This is a genomic window from Pseudomonas sp. PVC-3-1, from assembly GCF_057444315.1.
Genome location: NZ_CM172023.1, coordinates 2,849,677 through 2,870,108, shown reverse-complemented (window position 1 = coordinate 2,870,108; position 20,432 = coordinate 2,849,677). Strand labels below are relative to the sequence as shown.

The window sequence follows — 20,432 nt, the reverse complement described above, 5'->3', positions numbered from 1 at the left end:
ACAGCGAAGGCGATGTGCCATACCTCAGACGATCGTGCAATCTGCAAAGTGCATTCTGCAAGGTGAAAAGCCCACGGTGGAAAATGCAATCCGCAAGCAAGGGACGGAGCAGCCATGCCACGGCGCGATCTGAACATTCGCTATGACCGTCTGGTGGGCCTGACCTACGAGTGCGTGCTCGACGAGGCGAACTGGCTGCCGCTGCTCACCGAGCTGATTTCCGCCAGCGGCCGCCAGCAGGGCGCCCTGTTGTTCTGGGACCAGACCGAGAGCGGCGCACTGGCCAGCGAGATCAACCTCTGTGATCCCGGCGCCATCGAGACCTACAACCGCGAGTTCTGCACCATCGACCCATCCAAGGGTTTCATGCTCCACCGCCCTGTCGGCCGCTGGTACCACGACCGCGAGGAATACGGCCCGCAGCGTATGGCCCGCGACCCGTACTACCAGGAATTCCAGCGCCCCAATGGCATGCACAACGTGTCCTGCCTGAAGCTCAACGAACAAGCCAACTCCGGCGTCTACCTGTCGGTGCTGACCAGCCTCGGTGCTCGCTACCCCGACGCCCGGGAACAGGCCCTGCTGACCCGCCTGAGCGAGCACCTGATCCGCGCCGCTCGGATGTTCGGACGCATCGACGAGATGCGCCAGCAACTGGCCCACCGCGATCTGCTGCTCGACCAGCACCCCACGCCGCTTTGGCTGCTGGAAGGCAACACCCGCGTGCTCTACGCCAACCAGGCCGCACAGCAGCGGCTCGGGCTGCGCGCCGGGTTGTTCCATGAAGTCTTCGGCCGCCTGCACTTGCGCCAGCACGACGCCAGACTCCAGGCCCTGGTGCGCCAGGCTGCGCCCCGCACCGGCAAGGGCAAGGCCGGGTGGCTGCCGCTGGGCGATGGCACAGGGCAGGAACTGCTGGTCACCCCGGTGCCCGCCGAGGCGAGCTTCAACCAGCCCTTCCAGCGCCCGCTGGTGCTGCTGGCGCTGCTTGACGCGCACCGCCAAAGCCGGCTGCTGGGCGAACTATTCGGCCTCACCCCGGCCGAGCAACGCCTGGGCGACCTGCTGGTGCGCGGGCTGACGCCGGAGCAATGCTCCGACCAGCTCGGCACCTCGATCAACACAGTGCGCAGCCAACTGCGCGGGCTGTTCCGCAAGACCCACACCAGTCGCCAGGCCGAACTGGTCAGCCTGCTGGTACGGCTCGGGCAGCGCTGAAATTTCATGGCCGTCATTCATTCAGATGATGGCCTGGGGCCAAGCGGCTCCTAAGGTGTTGGACGGATCACCGGCCAGGGCGGCCGGTGGCGCTTTCTTCTTCACTGAGCGGGCATCCCAGGTGGACGGCAATGGACAAGGGCACTCAGCAGAATCCGAACTCGCTAACCGAAGCCATCGAGCAACTCGAACAGCAGCTGCGTCACCTCCGGGATGACGAGACCGACCTGCTGGCCCTCGCCGCGGGCAGCGCGCCGCCCGCGCAATCCCCGCGCGTGGTGCCCTTTGCCCGACGGCGTGAACGGCCTATGGGTGAAGGCGCCGGCAACGCCGTGCTGATGGACTACCTCTATGGCATCGACAGCACCTTGCGCTCGCTGCTGCCCGACGGCCCTACGGAGGAGCTGTTCCGCTACGCCAGCTCCGCCCCTGCCTCCCGCGCGCTGCGCTCGCGCCGCCAGTTGCTGGCGCGGGAGATCGACCGCTGCTGCGACCAGCTCAACGGCCAGGCGCGCATCCTCTGCGTGGGCTGCGGGCACCTGCGTGAAGTCGAACTGGCGCGTTCGCTGCGCCACGGCCGCTTCCTCGAATTCACCGCCGTGGATGCGCAGGCGCTGTCCCTGCAGACGGTGGAAGCCAGCTACGCCGCATTGGGCATCCAGACCCAGCAGTGCACCCTGGATGACCTGTTCTACGGGCGCCAGGACCTGCTCCATTTCGACCTGATCTATTCGGCGGGCCTGTACGAGATACTGGACGACCACGACGCCCGCGACCTGACCCGCAACCTGTTCGCCCGCCTGCTGCCCGGTGGACGCCTGCTGATGGGCAACTTCCTGCCCGGCGTGCCAGATATCGCCTACCTCGAAGGCCTGCTGGACTGGCGTCCGCACTATCGCAGCGACGCCACCCTGCTCGACCTGCTGCTGGGTATTCCCTACAACGACATCGGCAGCGCGCGGGTCTTCCACGACCTGGGCAATTGCGTGGCCTTCCTCGAAGTCACCCGCTACGGCTGATCAACTCTGCTGCAGGTGGCCGTACAGGCGGGCGTAGAGCCCGCCTTCGGCGATCAACTGCTGGTGATCGCCGTCCTCTGCGATGCGCCCGCCGTCGAACACCAGCACGCGGTCGGCCTGTTTCACCGCAGACAGGCGGTGGGCGATGATCAGCGTGGTGCGGCCTTCGAGGAAGCGCTCGAGGGCCTGGTGCAAGGCATACTCGGTGGCGGCATCCAGTGCCGAGGTAGCCTCGTCGAGGATCACCACCCTGGGTTCGGCGAGCACCATGCGGGCAATCGCCAGGCGCTGCCGCTGGCCGCCGGAGAGGCGTACGCCGGAGCGCCCGACCACGCTGTCCAGCCCCTGCGGCAGAGCACGGATGGTGTCCGCCAGCTGCGCCACTTCCAGCGCGCGCCAGCAGGCTTCATCGCCACGCTCGCGGCCCATGGTCAGGTTGGCGCGCACCGTGTCGTTGAACAGCGCCGGATGTTGCAGGACCACGGCGACATGCTCGCGCACGCAGTCCAGGCCAATCTCCTCCAGTGCCGCGCCGCCATAGCGGATGGTCCCCGATTGCGGCTGGTAGAGGCCCAGCAGCAACTGCACCAGGGTGCTCTTGCCGCCGCCGCTGGCGCCGACGATGGCGACCTTCTCGCCGGGGGCGATGTCCAGGTCGACCCCATCAAGCACGAGTTCGTCGCGGTAGGCGAAACTCAGGTCGCGCACCTGGATGCCGACGCTGGTCTGGCCGACGAAGGGATCGCGGCGGTGCTCGTACTGCGGCTCGTCAGCGCGGGCCAGCAGTTCATTGATACGGGTCAGCGCGCCGCCGGCGGCGTAATAGGCGTACTGCAGGCTGAGCAATTGCTCCACCGGGCCGATCATGAACCAGAGGTAGCTGAACACCGCCAGCATCTGGCCGATGGACAGGTCGGAAAACAGCACGGTAACCATCGCGGCGGCGCGGAACAGGTCAATGCCAAACTGGAACAGCAATCCGCTGGCACGCCCGGCGGCATCGCTTTTCCACTGCGAGGCGACGGCGTAGTCGCGCACTTCACGGGCGCGCACGCCGAGGCGGCCGAGGAAGAAGCCCTGGCGGTTGCCGGCGCGCACTTCCTGAATGGCTTCGAGGGTTTCGGTCAGCGCCTGGGTAAAGCGCGAAGTGCTGTCGTTCTCCAGCTTCTTCAGGTGCTTCACGCGCTTGCCCAACTGCACCGTGGCGAAGATCACCAGCGGGTTGAACAGCAGGATCAGCAGCGCCAGCTTCCAGTGCATCCAGATCAGGATGCCGGCGGTGCCGCAGAGGGTCAGCAGCGCCACCAGGAAGCGGCTCAGGGTGTCGCCGACGAACTTGTCGAGGGTGTCGAGATCGGTCACCAGGTGCGCGCTGACCGAGCCGCCGCCGAGGGTCTCGTATTCGCCCAGGGCGATGCGTTTCAGCCGTTCGATCAGGCGCAGGCGGATGCGGTACACCACGTCCTTGGACAGCCGGGCGAACAGCTTGGCCTGCAGCACGTTGAACACCAGCGCGCTGCTGCGCAGCACCAGGGTGACCAGCAGCATCAGGCCGATGTAGCCGGCGGGCTTGTGCCAGCCTTCGGGCAGCCAGTGGTTCATCACCTGCAGGGCGGCGTCACCCTTGCCCAGCAGCACTTCGTCCACCAGCAGCGGCAGCAACAGCGGGATCGGCACGCTGCAGGCGGTCGCCAGCACGGCAACCAGGTTGGCGAGGAGCAGGGCCTTGCGATGGCGGAAAGCGAGCCGGCGAATTTCCGCCCAGCTCAGGCGGTCAGCGGACAGCTCAGGCATGCCGCCCGCGCTCCAGCCAGCGCTCGAGCAACGGGGCCAGTTCGCCCAGTGGCTGGTAGCCGTTGGTCAGCAGGGCCAGTTGGCCATCGCGCTCGGCCAACAGCGTGGGGAACCCAGCGATGCCCAGATCGCGGGCCCAGGAGAAGTCGGCGAGGGTCGCCAGGTGGTTGTCCTGGCTGTCGAAGGCTTCGGCAAACTCGATACGCGGCAGGCCGACCTGTTCAGCCAGCTCGGTGAGCACGCCGGCCTGGGTAACGTCGCGACCCTCGGCGTAGAAGGCGCGCTGGATCTCACCTACCAGCGCCCAGGCGCAGTCTTCGTCCAGGCGACGCGCGGTGACCACCGCGCGGCAAGCCGGCTCGGTGTCGTAGACGAAGCCGTCGGGCAAGGCGTTCTCAAAGCGGAACGGCTGGCCGGTGGCGTCATGAACCGCATGCCAGTGTTCGAGGATGTAGCGCTTGGTGGTCGGCTCCAGCGCCGCGCCCTGCCCCGTGCGCAGCCCGCCCATTACCAGCGCCAGCGGCGTACCTGAGGCGCGCGCCTGCTCCACCAGCTTCCCGGCCACCGGGGCAAAACCCCAGCACCAGGAGCACATCGGGTCCATCACGTAGAGCAGGCGGCTGGTCATGGATCAGTTCTCCGCGCGGGGATCACGGCCAATGGGGTGCGGCTGGTTGCGCTGGCGCGCCAGTTCGATCTGCTTCTGCCGCTCACGCGCGCTGGCGCGGGTCTTCTCCGACAACGTGTCCCAGCAGTGCGGGCAACTGACGCCCGGTGCGTAATGTTCAGAGGCGCGATCCTCTGCCGAAATCGGGTTGCGGCAGGCATGGCACTGATCGTAATCGCCTTCGGTCAGGTCATGGCGCACGGTCACGCGGTTGTCGAACACGAAGCAGTCGCCGCGCCAGAGGGTCTCGGCCTCGGGCACTTCCTCCAGGTACTTGAGGATGCCGCCCTTGAGGTGGAAGACCTCTTCGAAACCTTCGCTGAGCATGTAGCTCGAGGCCTTCTCGCAGCGGATGCCGCCGGTGCAGAACATGGCGACCTTCTTGTGTTTCGCCGGGTCGTAATGCTCGCGGATGTAGTCGGGGAACTCGCGGAACGACTTGGTCTGCGGGTCAATGGCGCCTTCGAAGGTACCAATGGCCACTTCGTAGTCGTTGCGGGTGTCGATCAGCAGCACTTCCGGATCGGAGATCAGCGCGTTCCAGTCCTTGGGCTCGACGTAGGTGCCGACCTTGGCGTTCGGGTCCACACCCGGCACGCCGAGAGTGACGATTTCCTTCTTCAGCTTGACCTTGGTGCGGTAGAAGGGTTGCTCGTCGCAGTAGGACTCCTTGTGGTCGACATCGGCCAGGCGCGGGTCGTTGCGCAGCCAGGCGAGCAGGCCGTCGATGCCGGCGCGGGTGCCGGAGACGGTGCCGTTGATACCTTCCTCGGCGAGCAGCAGGGTGCCCTTCACGCCATTATCCAGCAGGGCCTGCAGCAGGGGTTCGCGCAGAGCGACGTAGTCGGGCAGGGAGACGAACTTGTACAACGCCGCGACGACGATTCTTTCGGTGGTCATGCATCACTCCAGTGGTCGCCCGCGTAAAGGGCGGACCGGGTTTCTTTGGAACAGACAGTTTGGAAACAAAAGCTGATCGACAGCTGAAAATGACAGCGCCGGCAGAAGCCGGCGCTGGGTGTCGCATTCTACCGGAGCGGGACGCAGCCCGCATCCGGCAGCCGATCAATGCGGAAGATCGTGCTTGCTGCCGCCGCGGCAAGTCGGCGAATCCGGCGCCGCGCCCTGCTGCGCCCACTCCTCGGGGGTGTAGGTGTGCATGGCCAGGGCGTGGAACTGGCTCATCAGATCGCCGAGCGTGGCGTAGACCTTCTGATGCCGTTTCACCGCGTTCAGCCCGGCGAACACCGGGCTGACGATCACGGCCTTGTAGTGTGTTTCCTGTCCGCGGCTGTGCATGTGGCTCTCGTCCAGTACGTCGAGGTGCTGGGGTTCGAGGGCGCTCAGGGCGGTCTGGATACGGTCACGCATGCTCATGTCGGGTCTCGCTGGCAATCAGGCAGTCAGTACGATTCAGGCAATGATACAGGGTCTGGATCAGGGCTTCTTGGCCGGAGCGGCCGGGGCCTTCACGCCCAGTTCCTTGTCCATGTCGGCCATCAGCTTGTTCACCGGCTCCACGGCGGTCTGCAGTTTGGCCTGGGTCAGCTGGGCGGATTCGGCGGTCAGGCGCGGCATCTTCTCCAGCACCTTGCGGCCCAGGGGGGATGCGTAGAAATCGTTCAGCTGCTTGAGCTCGGATTCGCTGAAGTTGCTGGTGTAGAGCTTGACCAGATCGGGCTTGAGCTTGTCCCAACCCACCGCGCGGTCCAGTTCGGCGTTGGCCTTGGCCTGGTAGCGGTCGAGCACGGCCTTCTTGCTGTCCGGCGCCTTGGCCTGGGCGAAGCGCTGGGCGAGCATCTGCTGGACTTGCGCGTAGACCGGCACGGTCAGCTTGTCGGCATGGACCTGCTTGAGGAATTTCTCCGCCTCGGCGTTGGCGTCAGCCAGTGCCACGGAACTGAAGCCAACCAGAAGTGCTGCGGTGCAGAGGGAACGAAGAACGGTCATGGGGCAGTCCTGTGAGTCTGAAGGGTGTCCGGGTGGGACCCGCCATTCTGCGCCTAAGTTCGGAATGCGCTCAAGAGACCGCCAAATGGCCGGGAAGTGATCGGCTTCTCTTGTAGGACAGTTCATGAAACGTCATGCTGCGGCGCGTTGCCACATGGATGTGACCGATGAACACCCTCACCCACCCGCCGACGCTCGCCGCCGCGCCGCCCCTGTGCGATGCGCGCGGCCGCCTGAACAGCGCGGCCGTGGGCTGGTCGTCGCGGCCGCAGACGCTCTGCCAGCTCTCAGGCAACGTCGGCCGGCGCAAACGCTGGAACCACTGGTGCATCAACGCGCCGGGCTGGATGCTCTCGATCACCATCGCCGACCTCGACTACCTGGGCTACGGCGCCGTGTATTTCCTCGACCTGGAAACCGGTCAGTCGGTGCACCGCACCCAGTTCAGCCCCTTCGGCCTGGGCTGCCATCTGCCAGATACGCCGAACCAGAGCCATCGCTTCGAGCATGGCCAGCTGAGCCTGGGCTTCGACGAGCAGCCGGGCCAATTGCGCATCACCGCCTGCGCGCCGAACCTGGGCGGCCAGCCGCTGAACCTCTCCCTGGAAGTACAGCGCCCGGCGCACCTGGAATCGGTCAACCTGGTGGTGCCCATGAGCGGCAAGTGCTTCCACGCCTGCAGCCGGCAGATGGGCCTGCCGATCAGCGGCAGCCTGACCCTCGGCCACCGGACCTACCGCTGCAGCGAGGGCCAGAGCTTCGCCGCGCTGGATTTCGGCCGGGGCGTCTGGCCGTTCAATACCCAATGGACCCGCGCCGCCTTTGCCGCGCCCGGCGGCATCGCCGGCAATTTCGGCGCCGGATGGACGGAAAACAGCCACCTGAGCGAGAACGCCCTGTGGTTCGGCGGCGAGCTGCAGCCACTGGCTGGCGTCGTGGATATCCGCCAGGTGCCGCACGACCCACTGTCGCCCTGGCAACTGCGCGGAGCCGACAAGCGCGTCGACCTCACCTTCACCCCGCGCAAGCTGCACCGCGCCTGCCCACGCCTGGGCCCGCTGTTCGCCGAGACCAGCCAATGGTTCGGCCGCTTCGACGGGGCCCTGCGCGAAGCCGGCGGCGAACTGGTACCGGTCAACGGCGCACTCGGCTGGATCGGCGCCACCCACGCACGCTGGTAACCGTACTCGCCACTGAAACCGCTCTATCACGGCCATTGAGCCAGAGTGGAACCCGGAAGCCCCGTAGCGGCCTAAACTGGCCGAGACCCTATTCCGGAGAAGCACCATGAGCCGCACCGAAACCGACAGCCTGGGCCCCATCGAAGTCCCCGACGATGCTTACTGGGGCGCGCAGACCCAGCGCTCGCTGGAGAACTTCGCCATCGGCGGGCAGCGCATGCCGCTGGCCGTGGTGCATGCCCTGGCGCTGATCAAGAAGGCCGCCGCGCGGGTCAATGCGCAGTTGGGCGAGCTGCCCGAGAACATCACCAGCCTGATCGAGGAAGCCGCCGACGAAGTGCTGGCGGGCGAGCACGACGAGCAATTCCCCCTCGTCGTCTGGCAGACCGGCAGCGGCACCCAGAGCAACATGAACGTCAACGAGGTGATCGCCGGGCGCGCCAACGAGATTGCCGGCAACGGCCGCGGCGGCAAGAAACCGGTGCACCCCAACGACCACGTGAACCGCGCGCAGAGTTCCAACGACAGCTTCCCCACCGCCATGCACATCGCCGCCGTGCAAGCGGTACAGAACGACCTGCTGCCGGCCATCGCCGAGCTCAGCGGTGGCCTCGCCCAGCAGGCCGCGCGCCACGCCAACCTGGTGAAGACCGGGCGCACCCACCTGATGGACGCAACCCCCGTCACCTTCGGCCAGGAGCTTTCCGCTTTCGTCGCGCAGCTGGACTACGCCGAGCGCGCCCTGCGCGCGGCACTGCCGGCGGTGTACGAGCTGGCCCAGGGCGGCACCGCCGTCGGCACCGGGCTGAACGCACCCAAGGAGTTTGCCGACGCCATCGCCGCCGAGCTGGCCGACCTCTCCGGCCTGCCCTTCGTCTCCGCGCCGAACAAGTTCGCCGCCCTCGCCGGCCATGAACCGCTGGTAACCCTGGCCGGGGCCATGAAGACCCTTGCCGTGGCGCTGATGAAAATCGCCAACGACCTGCGCCTGCTCGGCTCCGGCCCGCGCGCGGGTTTTGCCGAAGTAAAGCTGCCGGCCAACGAACCGGGCTCCTCGATCATGCCCGGCAAGGTCAACCCGACCCAATGCGAGGCGCTGTCGATGCTCGCCTGCCAGGTCTTCGGCAACGATGCCGCGATCACCTTCGCCGCCAGCCAGGGCCACCTGCAGCTCAACGTCTACAAACCGGTGATCATCCACAACCTGCTGGAATCCGCTCGCCTGCTGGCCGACGGCTGCCGCAACTTCAACACCCACTGCATCGCCGGTATGGAGCCGGACGCGGCAAAGATGCGCGAGCACCTGGACCGCGGCCTGATGCTGGTGACCGCGCTGAACCCGCACATCGGCTACGACAAAGCCGCCGAGATCGCCAAGAAGGCCTACGCCGAAGGCAAGACCCTGCGCGAAGCCTCGCTGGAGCTGGGCTACCTGACCGACGCCGAGTTCGACCAGTGGGTGCGTCCGGAGACCATGCTGGAGGCCGGGCAGAATGGCTGAGCCGACGCGCTCCGGCGCCACCCCGTTGGAAGGCGACGGCAAGCGCGTGCTGCTGGTGCTGGGCTCGCCCAAACCCGGCGGTTTCTGCCATGCGGTGGCCGATGCCTACGCCCACGGCGCGCGCGCCAAGGGCCACGTGGTGCATATGCTCAAGCTCGGCGAGATGAACTTCGACCCGGTGCTGCGCGGCGGCTACGAACAGAGCCAGAACCTGGAGCCGGACGTGCTTGAAGCCCAGCGGCAGATCCACTGGGCGCAGCACATCGCCTTCGTCTATCCGATCTGGTGGGGCGGCCTGCCCGCACTGTTGCAGGGCTTCTTCGACCGCGTACTGCAGCCGGGCTTCGCCTTCCGCTACCGCTCGATGGAGTCCCGCGAGTTCGAGCCACTGCTGGGCGGGCGCAGCGCCGACCTGCTGGTGAGCCACGACCAGACCCACTGGCATTACCGCCTGCGCCAGGGCGCCCCGGCTCACCGGCAGATGACCCGCTGAATCCTTGCACCCTGCGGCATCGCCCTGCACCACCTGGAGGAATTCAGCCCGGTGCGCGGCTCCGGCGAGGAGCAACGGCAGGGCTGGCTGCGCCGGGCGGAACAGTTGGGTACGCAGGTCTGAGACGACGGCGGATGACGCGCGAGGCGTTGTCCGCCTCGCCGTCGACCTACAATCCTGCGCGTTCAGAAGGCTTTCCCAACACATTGGGAAACCGCCTACACCGCGCCAACCTGCGACTTCCCTAGCATGCGTTCGCCCCAATCCGGGGTTCCTCTTGCCTCTGGAGGCAGCATGCTTCGCAAACTATCCGCCGAAATGATCGGCACGTTCTGGCTGGTGTTCGGTGGTTGCGGCAGCGCCATCTTCGCGGCCCACGCCATTGGCGTGCTGGGTGTCGCCCTGGCCTTCGGCCTGACGGTCGTGACCATGGCCTACGCCATCGGCCCGATCTCCGGCTGCCACCTCAACCCCGCGGTCAGCCTTGGCCTGTGGGCTGGCGGCCGCTTCCGTACCGCTGAACTGATTCCCTACATCATTGCCCAGGTCATCGGCGGCGTGCTCGCCGGTGCCGTGCTGTTCTACATCGCGTCCGGCAAGCCGGGCTTCGATGCACTGGCCGGCTTCGCCGCCAACGGCTTCGGTGAAGGCTCGCCGGACCACTACAGCATGATCTCGGCGCTGGTCACCGAGGTGCTGCTGACCGCGTTCTTCCTCTTCGTGATCATGGGCGCCACCGATGCCAAGCTGGCCCCGGCAGGCTTCGCGCCGATCGCCATCGGCCTGACCCTGACGCTGATCCACCTGATCAGCATTCCAATCGACAACACCTCGGTGAACCCGGCGCGCAGCCTGGGCGTAGCGATCTTTGCCGACCCGCTGTTCATGAAGCAGCTGTGGCTGTTCTGGGTCGGCCCGCTGGTGGGCGGCGTGATCGGTGCTCTGGTTTACCGCGTGGTGCGTCCGGCTTCGGCCTGATCCTTTGCGGTGATAAGAACGGGCGCCTTCGGGCGCCCGTTTTCGTTGGTGTTGAACCTGCCAAGGCAGCCTGTAGGAGCGAGCTTGCTCGCGAACGGTTTTCCCAGCGGCACCGAAGCTGGGCGGGTTCGTGAGCAAGCTCGCTCCTACAGTCGACGGGGAGCGTCTCAGAAGTACTGGGTGAGGCTGAACTTGGCGTTGCGGCCCTGGCTGTAGACGCTGTCGCCGGCCAGCGCCGGGTGATAGTCACGGTTGAACAGGTTGTCCACGGTGAAGTTCAGCTCGGTGTTTTCCAGGCCCAGGCGACGCGGCTTCCAGCTGGCGAACACACGCTGGGTGTCGTAGCTGTCGTTGACCGTCTGGTCCCAGAAGATGTCGCCGACGCTGGTGCCCATGCCGCCGGAATACTTGTCGCTGGGCAGGCGGTCGGTCTGGCGCACGAACTCGCCCTGCCAGCCGATCTGCGCATCCCACGCCGGAATCTTGGTGCCCAGGGTCGCAACCCACTTGGCCGGCGGCACGTCGCGCGCCCACACGTTCGGGCCCCATGGGTTGCTGTAGGCGCCGTCGTGCTTGCCGGTCACCCACGAATAGGACAGCCCGCCGAACAGCCACGGGCTGTCGTAGAAGCTCTCGATCTCGAAGCCCTTGTAGGTCACGCCCGGCAGGTTGCGGTAGTTGGAGAGCGGCAGGTAGTCGCCGCAGCTGCTGGAGATGGTGCCGTTGTCGATGGCCTGCTGTTCGCAACCGACGCTGCGGGTGCGAAAGATCTCGTCCTTGATCTTGTTCTGGAACAGCGTGGTCCGCACCTGCAGGTTGTCGCCGTTGATGAACAGGTCCGGCAGGTTGACCAGTGAGCCGAAGCGCAGCGCATGAATGCGCTCGGGGTCGAGGTCGCGGCTGGTAGCGCTGACCGTGCTGCTGTTCTGCACCTCGTACATCTCGTCGATCACCGGCGCGCGCCAGGTGCGGCTGTAGTCGGCGAAGAAGCCCAGCCGCTCGGTGGCGGTCCAGAACAGCGACAGGCGCGGCGACCAGCCGCTGTAGGTCTGCGAGCTGTAATCGTGGCCTTGCGCTGCGTTGTTGTAGATCGGCGCGTCGTTGTCCTTGCCCTGGTTGCGCACGTGGTCGAAGCGCAGCGACGGGGTGATGGTCACGCTGCCCAGGGTCAGCGCGTCCTGGATGTAGGCGCTGTTGGTGTTCTGCTTGCCGCTGGGCATGAAGGTCGGCTGGAAGTGCCCGTAGTTGTAGCGCGCGGTGTTGTACGTCGAACCGGGGATATACATGTCCGTGGTGCGGGTGTGGCGGTGGAACTGCGTGCCCACGGTGAGCGCGTGCTGCACCGGGCCGGTGGCGAACAGGCTGGTGTTGCGCAGCTCGAGTACCTTGTCCTTGTAGTCGGTGTCCATCTTGCGGCCACCGGTGGAGACCTGGAAGAAGGCGTCCGGATTGCGCTCGTCGGTCTGGTCGATGTGCGACTCGGAGTACTGCACCATCAGGTCGATCAGCGGGTTGTCGATGGGGTGGTATTCGTACTTGCCGGACCAGGTGGTGTCCGTGGTGTCGCGATGCGCCAGCAGACGCTTGAGCGCGGCCTCGTAGCCATAGCGGTCGATGCTCGACTGGGTCGGCGGCGTCGGGTAGGAGGCCGAGGAGAACGGCGTCCAGCGCGTGCTGTGGGAGCGGCTGTAGGCCAGGCTGATGTCGTTGTCGAGGTTGGGGTGCAGGTTCAGCTTGAACAGCCCGGCGTCCAGGTCCTGGGCGCTGTTGGGCAGGCGACTGGGGTTGATCGGGTAGTTGTTGTTCGGGTCGGGAATGTGCCCGGCGAGCTTGATGTCGCGGCCATCGCGGGCGGTCAGGTAGGCCAGCGCGTCGACCTTGCGGTCCTCGGTGCGGCCGTAGACAGCGCCGCTGTAGATCTTCTGCTGGTCGTTGGAGTGGTAGCCGTACTTGAGCATGGCGCCAACGTTCTGGTCATCGCGCAGCATGTCCGGAGCGTCCTTGGTCTCCATGTGCACGGTACCGCCGAAGCCGCCGTTGCCGTTGTAGACCGAGTGCGGCCCCTTCTCCACCTCGATGCGCTTGATCAGCTCCGGCTCGATGAACACGGTGCCCTGCTGGTAACGCTCGAAGCCGCTCTTGGGCGCGCCATCGAGGGTGAAGGGCACGTCCTCGGCATCGCCCAGGCCCCAGATATTCACAGTCTGCCCCCCCGGCTTGGGCGAGCCGCCCATGGTCACGCCGGGCAGGGTCTGCAGCAGGGTGGGAATGTTGTCGGCCTGGATGCGCTCGATGTCCTTGCGGGTCAGGGTCGAACGGCCGACGTTGCTCGAGTCCACCGACAGGCCGCTACCGACGATGGTCTGCGAATCCAGTTCGATGGCGTTGTCGCTGAACTTGTCGACCTTGCCCGAACGCCGCACGACGAAACCGTCGCCCGCCTCCACCAGCTCCAGCGAAGAGCCCTTGAGCAGATGCTCCAGCGCTTCCCGCACGCTGTAGCGGCCGCTCACCGCTGGCGCCTTGAGACCGTCCAGTTGGGCGGCGTCATAGAGCACCTGCACACCGGCCTGCTGCGACAGGCTGCCGATGGATTCGCTCAGCGATTGTGCCGGCAGGTCGACCTGCCAGTCGGCGGCGCGGCTGTACTCGGCCATCATCAGGCTGCCGAGCAGCACGGCACAGCCCAGCGGGCGCGCGAACGGGAAGTTGAAACGAGACTGCATGCAAAGCCCTCCCCAGGGTCGAAAAGCGCTGCGCGTTTCGCAGCGAATGACGGGGAAGACCCTCATTCGAGAAAAACCCACACCTGCAAATAAAAATATTTCTCAAGAAAGATTTGCAGCACGTGTGATCCGGTTGGGTAGGAGCGGACTCCGTCCGCGATGGGCTTGCCCCCACTCGGGCCGAACAATTGGCATCAGGCCCCACGCGCCTGAGCTCATGGCGGTACCGAAGCCCCCTGTAGGAGCTCGCTCGCGAACCAGCCCGGCTCCGGCGCTGCGGGCAAATCCGTTCGCGAGCAAGCTCGCTCCTACAAGGGCATAGGAATCAGCGGGGGAGGATGACGACGCTGCCGTCGGCCTTGCGCTGCACACGCACATCCAGCAGCACCGGCAAGGCGGCGAGGAAGTCGTCCGGGCGGGCCAGGCGCACGTTGCCGGAGATGGGTTTGCGCGCCAGCCGCTCGTCACCCAGGCGAATGGGTGCAGCGCGGTATTGCGACAACTCATCCACCAGCGCGCCCAGAGGCTGGTTGCGGAAGGCGAGCATGCCGTCGCGCCACGCGGCGATGGAGGCAACCGGTATGCGATCGACCTGCGCCTCCCCTGCCCCGCCGGGCAACCGGGCACGGTCGCCCGCCGTCAGCGTCTGCTCGCCCGGCGCAGCGAGCTGCGCCTGCAACGCTACCTTGCCGTGACGCACGGCGACGGTCAGCCCGTCGTCCTCGCGGCGTACATCGAAACCGGTGCCGAGCACCCGCACCCGACTATCGCCGGCGGTCACGCGGAAAGGTCGATCGGTGTCGCGGGTCACTTCGAAATAAGCCTCGCCGCGCAACAGTTGCACATCGCGCAAGCCGTCCGAGTAATCCACCCGCAGTGCCGAATCCGCCGCCAGGAATACTCGAGTGCCGTCGTTCAGCGTCACCTCGCGCTGCTCGCCCGGCGCGGTGGATTGCACCTGCTGCGGATCAGCCAGGCGGCCGCCGCTGAAGTCGTTGGCCAGCAACAATGCCGCGCAGAACACACTGGCAGCGGCGAGCCCGCGCCAGGGCAGACCGGAGCGACGACGCGGCGCGGTGGCTGGGCGACGCACTAGGTCGAGATCGCTCCACAACTGCTCGATCTCGCGGTAGGCCGAATCATGGGCCGGATCTTCCGCCAGCCAGTCGGCGAACGCTCGGCGCTCACGGGCATCGCAGGCGCCCGAGCGCTGGCGGCTGAACCACTTGGCGGCCAGTTCGTCGATCACCCGCTGGCGTTCCTCTTGCGGCGTCATGCTTCGCCCTCACCCTGAACGTGCCGCTTGCAATGCAATAGCGCACTGGCGACGTGCTTCTCCACCATGCTCAGTGAAATCCCCATGCGCCGCGCCACCTCGGGCTGCGACAGGCCGTCGAACTTGTGCAGGATGAAGGCCTCGCGGCGACGTGGCGGGAGGCTGTCCAGCGCCTGGGAAAGCTGCCGAAGGTAACGTTGTCGCTCGAACTGCACCACGGGTTCGCCCCCTTCGGCGGCCGGTTGCTGGTCGGTGTCGCTGGCCGTTTCCGCCTCGCTGGTGAAGCGCCGGGAGCGCTGCCAGTGATCGCGCAGCAGGTTGCGCGCGACCTGGAACAGGAAGGCGCGCGGCTGCTCGACTTCATGCCGCGAGGAAGACTTGAGCCATTGGGCAAAGGCGTCCTGGGCGAGGTCGGCGGCGTCCGCCGAGCTGCCCAGTTGCTTGCGCAGGAAGCGCAGGAGCTCGCCGTGGAAGGAGCGATAGGCCTGGGACACTGAACGGGAAAAGCGCTCATCCATCGACGCACGCCTCCCGGCGTCGCCGCCCTGCCCCACGCTTGCCCACTACCACGTCGCCCCCAGAACCGAGGCGTTGGGGCCTCGACAACTATCGAATTACACAAATGATAATACATATCATTTGCGAAATTGAAGTCGGATGAGCGAGACGGCCAGCAAAAGGCCGCCTTGCGGCGGCCTTGGGGGACTCAGACGTTGGCGATGCGCGTCCTTCGCGCCCGGTAGCTGCGCAACAGCGACGGCGCCAGTGCGGTGAGCGCCGAACCGGTGACCACCAGCAGTGCACCGACATAGGCGAGGCCGTTGAGGTCTTCGGGCAGCACGAATTCGGGCCAAAGGGACGCGGCCAGCGCCACCGACGCGAAGGTCACCAGCGGCGTAATCGCCAGGGTCGCGCTGACCCGTGAGGCTTCCCAGTGCGCCAGCGCCTCGGCGAAGGCGCCGTAGGCCACCAGGGTGTTCAGGCAGCAGGCCAGCAGCAGCCAGCCCTGCAGCGGCGAGAGGTCCAGCGCTTCAAGCGGATGCGCCCAGGGCGTGAGCAACGCGCCGCAGCCCAGGTAGATCACCATCATCACCTGTACCGAGGTCCACTGGGTCAGCAACTGCTTTTGCGCAAGACCATAGAAGGTCCAGATGAAGGCGGCGAATACCACGATCAGCACGCCGGTGGTGTACTCGCCGAGCGAGCCGAACAGCTCGGCCAGGCGCTGGTTGAAGAACAGCCCGAAACCTGCAATCAGCACCGCGAGCCCCAGAGCCTGGCCAATGCTGAAGCTTTCCTTGAAGACAAACAGGCTGCCCAGCAGCAGGAGGATCGGCGCGATCTGGATCACCAACTGGGTGGTGCCCGGCGTGAGCATGCGCAAGCCGATCAGGTAGCACACGTAGTTGCCGGTCAGGCCGAGGATGGCGATAAGCACCAGCCCCTTGCCGCGCTTGCCCAATGGCGAGAAGCGTGGCAACTGGCGGGTAAAGCCCAGGTAGATGAGCAGCAGGCCACCGGACACCACCAGGCGAAACCAGGTGACGGTGATCGGGTCCATGACCTTCAGGACTTCCTTGAGCTTGATCGGCAGGATGCCCCAGAGGACGGCGGTGACCAGGGCCAGGAACAGGCCGAATTGCCAGCGGCCGGATGAAACGTGCATGAGTGCCTCGACGCGTATGCGGTCCGCCATGCTAAGTCATGGCGGTATCGCCCCATAGGAACAGTTGCGTGGTGCAACTGTTCCGGTCGCCGGTCAGATCAGCGTGGAGAGACGCAGCAACCACCAGATCAGGATGATCAGTTGGACGAAGAAGGCGGCGAAGCGCACCCAGACCGCCAGCGCCGAAGCGCTGAGCAGGTGTACCACCGACTGGACGATGCGCGCCACCAGCAGGGTCGGCGCCAGCGGGTCGGTGATCACCGTCTGCTGGGTGACCATTGCAAAGAGCAGCACGGCGCAGAACAGCGGCACGTTCTCCACGCAGTTGGCGTGGGCGCGCACCAGGCGTTGGCCGAAGGCGCCGGGGGTGTTGCTGCCGTCGGCGGCGAAGACGTTGACCTTCATGCGGCCGGACATCACCAGCAGGCCGCGCTGGTTGACCAGCAGCAGGACCAGCAGCACGGTCCAGGCGACCAGGCCGAGCAGCACGAAGGCAGAGGGACTCAGGGACATGCGGGACTCCTTTCTCTTGTTGGTTTGAGCGGAGTCTAAGGGAAGTAGAGTAATTGCTCTAGCCAGCAATCACCGGCGTAAAGGTGGGGATATCGTAGGAGCGGACGCCGTCCGCGATCGATTTCCGGTCGCTCGGCGCTGGCCGGTGGCACATCGCGGACGGAGTCCGCTCCTACACCCAATGGGACACCGCATGCGACCTGAAAAGAAAACGGGCAGCCCGTTTCCGGACTGCCCGTTGTTTTCCAGCGCCGCATTCACAGCTTGGCGATGGACACCTCGGTGGACTTCACGAAGGCGATCACTTCGCTGCCGATGGCCAGTTCCAGTTCCTTCACGGAACGGGTAGTGATCACCGAGGTGACGATGCCAGCGGCGGTCTGCACGTCGATTTCCGACAGCACATCACCTTCGACGATTTCCTTGATGGTGCCTTTGAACTGGTTGCGGACGTTGATGGCTTTGATGGTCATGGCGTAGCTCCTTGGGAGAATGGGGTCTTCGGATGAACGTTGGATCAGAGCGCCCAACGCAGTTGCGTGGGCAGTGGGGATACGGGTTCCGGCTCGGGCGGTTGGGCTGGCAGCGACAGCACACGCTCGAGCACTTCGGCTTCCAGCGCGGCCAGGCGTGCCGAACCGCGGGCGCGCGGGCGGTGCAGGTCGACATTGAGGTCCAGGCCGATCTCGCCGTCTTCGATGAGGATCACCCGGTCAGCGATGGCCACGGCTTCGGCGACGTCGTGGGTGACCAGCAGCACGGTGAAGCCATGCTGCTGCCAGAGGCCCTCGATCAGTTGCTGCATCTCGATGCGGGTCAGGGCGTCCAGTGCACCGAGCGGCTCATCGAGCAGCAGCAGGCGCGGTTGGTGGATCAGGGCGCGGGCCAGGGCCACACGCTGCTTCTGGCCACCCGACAGACTGGCCGGCCACTCGTTGGCGCGGTCGGACAGACCCACGGCTTCCAGGGCTTCCAGCGCCTTGGCACGCCAGTCGCCTTTCAGGCCGAGGCCGACGTTGTCGATCACCCGTTTCCAGGGCAGCAGGCGCGAATCCTGGAACATCAGCCGAGTCTCTTCGCGGGCGCTTTCCAGCGGCGCTGAGCCGGCCAGCAACTGGCCGTCGCTGGCCTCGTCGAGCCCGGCCAGCAGGCGCAGCAGGGTGCTCTTGCCGCAGCCGCTGCGGCCGACGATGGCGACGAACTGGCCGGCGGGAATCCGCAGGTCGATGCCCTTGAGGACTTCACGCTCACCGAAGCGCTTGCGCACGTTTTCCAGCGCCAGCGGGATGCCTTTCTTGAGTTGTTGCGGCAACTGATTCACTGCGTTCATGCCGCACCTCCTTTCACCTGATAAGCCGGGTGCCAGCGCAGCCAGACGCGTTCCAGGCCGCGGGCGGCGAGGTCAGCGAGCTTGCCGAGTACGGCGTAGAGCAGGATCGCCAGCACCACTACATCGGTCTGCAGGAATTCGCGGGCATTCATCGCCAGGTAGCCGATGCCGGAGTTGGCGGAAATGGTTTCGGCGACGATCAGGGTCAGCCACATGAAACCCAGGGCGAAGCGCACGCCGACCAGGATCGAGGGCAGCGCGCCGGGCAGGATCACCTGGCGGAACAGGGCGAAGCCGGACAGCCCGTAGCTGCGCGACATTTCCAGCAGGCCCGGATCGATGTTGCGGATGCCGTGGTAGGTGTTGAGGTAGATCGGGAACAGCGTGCCGAGGGCGACCAGGAAGATCTTTGCCGACTCATCGATGCCGAACCACAGGATCACCAACGGGATCAGCGCCAGGTGCGGCACGTTGCGGATCATCTGTACCGAGCTGTCGAGGAAGCGCTCGCCCCACTTCGACAGGCCGGTGATCAGGCCCAGCACCAGGCCGATGCTGCCACCGATGAGGAAGCCTACGGCGGCGCGCCAGGTGCTGATCGCCAGGTGTTGCCACAGTTCGCCGCTGACCACCAGGTGGTAGCCGGCCTCGGCCACTGCGCTGGGCGCCGGCAGGATACGGCTGGACAGCCAGCCGAATTCCACCGCCAGTTGCCAGATCACCACCAGGCCCACCGGCAGGGCCCAGGGCGCGAGGCGCTGGGCGAGTTGATTGGAATTGCTCATTTCGTCTCTCCGGATTCTTCGTCGGGCGGATCACGCGGCGCGTTTTCCGCCCGACCGCCTTATCAGCTCGCCGATGCCGCCTTGGGCAGGATGTCGTTGGCGACCATCTCGCCGAACGGGCTGACATAGCCGCGCGCTTGCGGTGCCTGCGCCTGAGCCAGTTCCAGATGCGGGAAGAGCAGTTCAGCAACCCGATAAGACTCTTCCAGGTGCGGGTAGCCGGAGAAGATGAAGGTATCGATACCGAGGTCCGCGTACTCCTTCACGCGCGCCGCCACAGTCGGTCCATCGCCCACCAGTGCAGTGCCAGCGCCACCGCGAACCAGGCCGACGCCGGCCCAGAGGTTGGGGCTGACTTCCAGCTTGTCCTTGTTGCCGCCGTGCAGGGCCGCCATGCGTTGCTGGCCGACGGAATCGAAGCGCGCCAGGGACGCCTGGGCGCGGTCGATGGTGTCCTGGTCGAGGTGCGAGATCAGGCGGTCGGCGGCCTGCCAGGCTTCCTCGTTGGTCTCGCGGACGATCACATGCAGACGAATGCCGAAGCGCACGCTGCGGCCCTGCTTGGCGGCCTTCTCGCGCACCTGGGCAATCTTCTCGGCGACGGCGGCCGGCGGTTCGCCCCAGGTCAGGTACAGCTCGACCTGTTCGGCGGCGAGGTCTTGCGCTGCGTCGGAGGAGCCACCGAAGTACAGCGGCGGACGCGGCTGCTGGATCGGCGGGTAGAGCAGCTTGGCGCCCTTCACTTGCAGGTGCTTGCCGTCGTAGTCGACGGTTTCGCCTTCCAGCACGCGGCGCCAGATGCGGGTGAATTCGACCGACGCTTCGTAGCGCTCGGCGTGGCTCAGGTGCAGGCCGTCACCGGCCAGCTCGTCCGGGTCGCCGCCGGTCACCAGGTTGAACAGCGCGCGCCCACCGGAGAGCCGGTCGAGGGTTGCGGCCTGGCGGGCGGCCACGGTCGGGGAAATGATGCCCGGGCGCAGGGCGACCAGAAACTTCAGGCGCTGGGTCACCGGGATCAGTGAGGCGGCGACCAGCCAGGAGTCCTCGCAGGAGCGGCCGGTGGGGATCAGCACGCCACCGAAACCAAGGCGGTCGGCAGCCTGGGCAACCTGTTGCAGATAACCGTGGTCCACGGCGCGGGCGCCTTCAGCGGTGCCCAGGTAGTGGCCGTCGCCGTGGGTCGGCAGGAACCAGAAGATGTTGAGACTCATCGCAGTAACTCCAGATAAGCGCGCCGGCGTGGCGTAGCCGCGCGATGATGGGATTGGTGCACGTCTAGCGGTTTTCGTAGGAGCGGACTCCGTCCGCGATGGGTCCGCATCGCGCCGGAGAACA

General features: G+C 66.1%; 18 protein-coding genes and 2 pseudogenes. 6 read left to right on the top strand and 14 right to left on the bottom strand.

The features are described 5' to 3' along the window. Positions 1 to 114 precede the first annotated feature (114 nt). Both AC2T4A_RS13470 and AC2T4A_RS13465 read left to right on the top strand, forming a co-directional pair. A complete protein-coding gene (locus tag AC2T4A_RS13470) occupies positions 115 to 1,218 on the top strand; it encodes a helix-turn-helix transcriptional regulator (RefSeq protein WP_486743490.1) in 1,104 nt (367 codons plus the stop codon). 131 nt (positions 1,219 to 1,349) lie between these two features. Then, entirely contained in the window at positions 1,350 to 2,237 is an 888-nt protein-coding gene (locus AC2T4A_RS13465) for a class I SAM-dependent methyltransferase (RefSeq protein ID WP_486743489.1), read from the top strand. Here the strand turns inward: AC2T4A_RS13465 and AC2T4A_RS13460 are convergent, their stop codons facing one another. From AC2T4A_RS13460 to AC2T4A_RS13440, 5 genes and pseudogenes are all read right to left on the bottom strand, one after another. After that, positions 2,238 to 4,031, bottom strand: coding sequence for an ABC transporter ATP-binding protein (locus tag AC2T4A_RS13460; RefSeq protein ID WP_486743488.1), 1,794 nt, complete (start codon positions 4,029 to 4,031; stop codon positions 2,238 to 2,240). Next, complete coding sequence (locus AC2T4A_RS13455; RefSeq protein ID WP_416745193.1) at positions 4,024 to 4,659, bottom strand: DsbA family protein; 636 nt, start codon at positions 4,657 to 4,659, stop codon at positions 4,024 to 4,026. Before AC2T4A_RS13455 ends, AC2T4A_RS13460 begins: the two co-directional genes overlap by 8 nt. Before the next feature lie 3 nt (positions 4,660 to 4,662). Then, positions 4,663 to 5,598: an oxygen-dependent tRNA uridine(34) hydroxylase TrhO gene (gene trhO, locus AC2T4A_RS13450; RefSeq protein WP_486743487.1), complete on the bottom strand. Its 936-nt coding sequence runs from the start codon at positions 5,596 to 5,598 to the stop codon at positions 4,663 to 4,665. Between the two features lie 165 nt (positions 5,599 to 5,763). Beyond that, on the bottom strand, positions 5,764 to 6,075 hold the full coding sequence (locus tag AC2T4A_RS13445) for a BolA family protein (protein WP_416745195.1): 312 nt from the start codon (positions 6,073 to 6,075) through the stop codon (positions 5,764 to 5,766). Between the two features lie 60 nt (positions 6,076 to 6,135). After that, positions 6,136 to 6,694 (bottom strand): annotated as a pseudogene (locus AC2T4A_RS13440) (DUF2059 domain-containing protein). Between the two features lie 121 nt (positions 6,695 to 6,815). Between AC2T4A_RS13440 and AC2T4A_RS13435 the strand changes: the two are divergent. From AC2T4A_RS13435 to aqpZ, 4 genes and pseudogenes are all read left to right on the top strand, one after another. After that, complete coding sequence (locus AC2T4A_RS13435) at positions 6,816 to 7,829, top strand: DUF2804 domain-containing protein (protein ID WP_486743486.1); 1,014 nt, start codon at positions 6,816 to 6,818, stop codon at positions 7,827 to 7,829. A 106-nt stretch (positions 7,830 to 7,935) separates the two neighbouring features. Further along, positions 7,936 to 9,330, top strand: coding sequence for a class II fumarate hydratase (locus tag AC2T4A_RS13430; protein WP_486743485.1), 1,395 nt, complete (start codon positions 7,936 to 7,938; stop codon positions 9,328 to 9,330). Beyond that, positions 9,323 to 9,946, top strand: a pseudogene (locus AC2T4A_RS13425) (NAD(P)H-dependent oxidoreductase). The gene AC2T4A_RS13430 and the pseudogene AC2T4A_RS13425 overlap by 8 nt, the downstream one beginning before the upstream one ends. Before the next feature lie 171 nt (positions 9,947 to 10,117). Beyond that, positions 10,118 to 10,801: an aquaporin Z gene (gene aqpZ / locus AC2T4A_RS13420; protein WP_416745199.1), complete on the top strand. Its 684-nt coding sequence runs from the start codon at positions 10,118 to 10,120 to the stop codon at positions 10,799 to 10,801. 167 nt (positions 10,802 to 10,968) lie between these two features. Here the strand turns inward: aqpZ and AC2T4A_RS13415 are convergent, their stop codons facing one another. The 9 genes from AC2T4A_RS13415 to ssuD form a co-directional block, all read right to left on the bottom strand. Next, positions 10,969 to 13,527 (bottom strand): TonB-dependent receptor, encoded by a 2,559-nt coding sequence (locus tag AC2T4A_RS13415; RefSeq protein ID WP_486743484.1) that lies wholly within the window; start codon positions 13,525 to 13,527, stop codon positions 10,969 to 10,971. 325 nt (positions 13,528 to 13,852) lie between these two features. Next, entirely contained in the window at positions 13,853 to 14,803 is a 951-nt protein-coding gene (locus tag AC2T4A_RS13410; protein WP_486743483.1) for a FecR family protein, read from the bottom strand. After that, positions 14,800 to 15,321, bottom strand: a complete 522-nt coding sequence (locus tag AC2T4A_RS13405) for an RNA polymerase sigma factor (protein ID WP_478379792.1) — start codon at positions 15,319 to 15,321, stop codon at positions 14,800 to 14,802. Before AC2T4A_RS13405 ends, AC2T4A_RS13410 begins: the two co-directional genes overlap by 4 nt. Before the next feature lie 188 nt (positions 15,322 to 15,509). Further along, positions 15,510 to 16,469 (bottom strand): DMT family transporter, encoded by a 960-nt coding sequence (locus tag AC2T4A_RS13400; protein ID WP_416745203.1) that lies wholly within the window; start codon positions 16,467 to 16,469, stop codon positions 15,510 to 15,512. A 93-nt stretch (positions 16,470 to 16,562) separates the two neighbouring features. After that, positions 16,563 to 16,982, bottom strand: coding sequence for an MAPEG family protein (locus AC2T4A_RS13395; protein ID WP_486743482.1), 420 nt, complete (start codon positions 16,980 to 16,982; stop codon positions 16,563 to 16,565). Positions 16,983 to 17,239: 257 nt separating this feature from the next. Further along, positions 17,240 to 17,455 (bottom strand): TOBE domain-containing protein, encoded by a 216-nt coding sequence (locus AC2T4A_RS13390; RefSeq protein ID WP_017517652.1) that lies wholly within the window; start codon positions 17,453 to 17,455, stop codon positions 17,240 to 17,242. Positions 17,456 to 17,499: 44 nt separating this feature from the next. Next, positions 17,500 to 18,312 carry an aliphatic sulfonates ABC transporter ATP-binding protein gene (gene ssuB, locus AC2T4A_RS13385; protein WP_478379793.1) on the bottom strand — a complete coding sequence of 271 codons (813 nt, stop codon included), beginning with the start codon at positions 18,310 to 18,312 and terminating at the stop codon, positions 17,500 to 17,502. Continuing rightward, positions 18,309 to 19,097: an aliphatic sulfonate ABC transporter permease SsuC gene (gene ssuC, locus AC2T4A_RS13380; protein WP_024764383.1), complete on the bottom strand. Its 789-nt coding sequence runs from the start codon at positions 19,095 to 19,097 to the stop codon at positions 18,309 to 18,311. The genes ssuB and ssuC overlap by 4 nt, the downstream gene beginning before the upstream one ends. Before the next feature lie 62 nt (positions 19,098 to 19,159). Continuing rightward, complete coding sequence (ssuD, locus tag AC2T4A_RS13375; RefSeq protein ID WP_478379794.1) at positions 19,160 to 20,308, bottom strand: FMNH2-dependent alkanesulfonate monooxygenase; 1,149 nt, start codon at positions 20,306 to 20,308, stop codon at positions 19,160 to 19,162. Positions 20,309 to 20,432 lie beyond the last annotated feature (124 nt).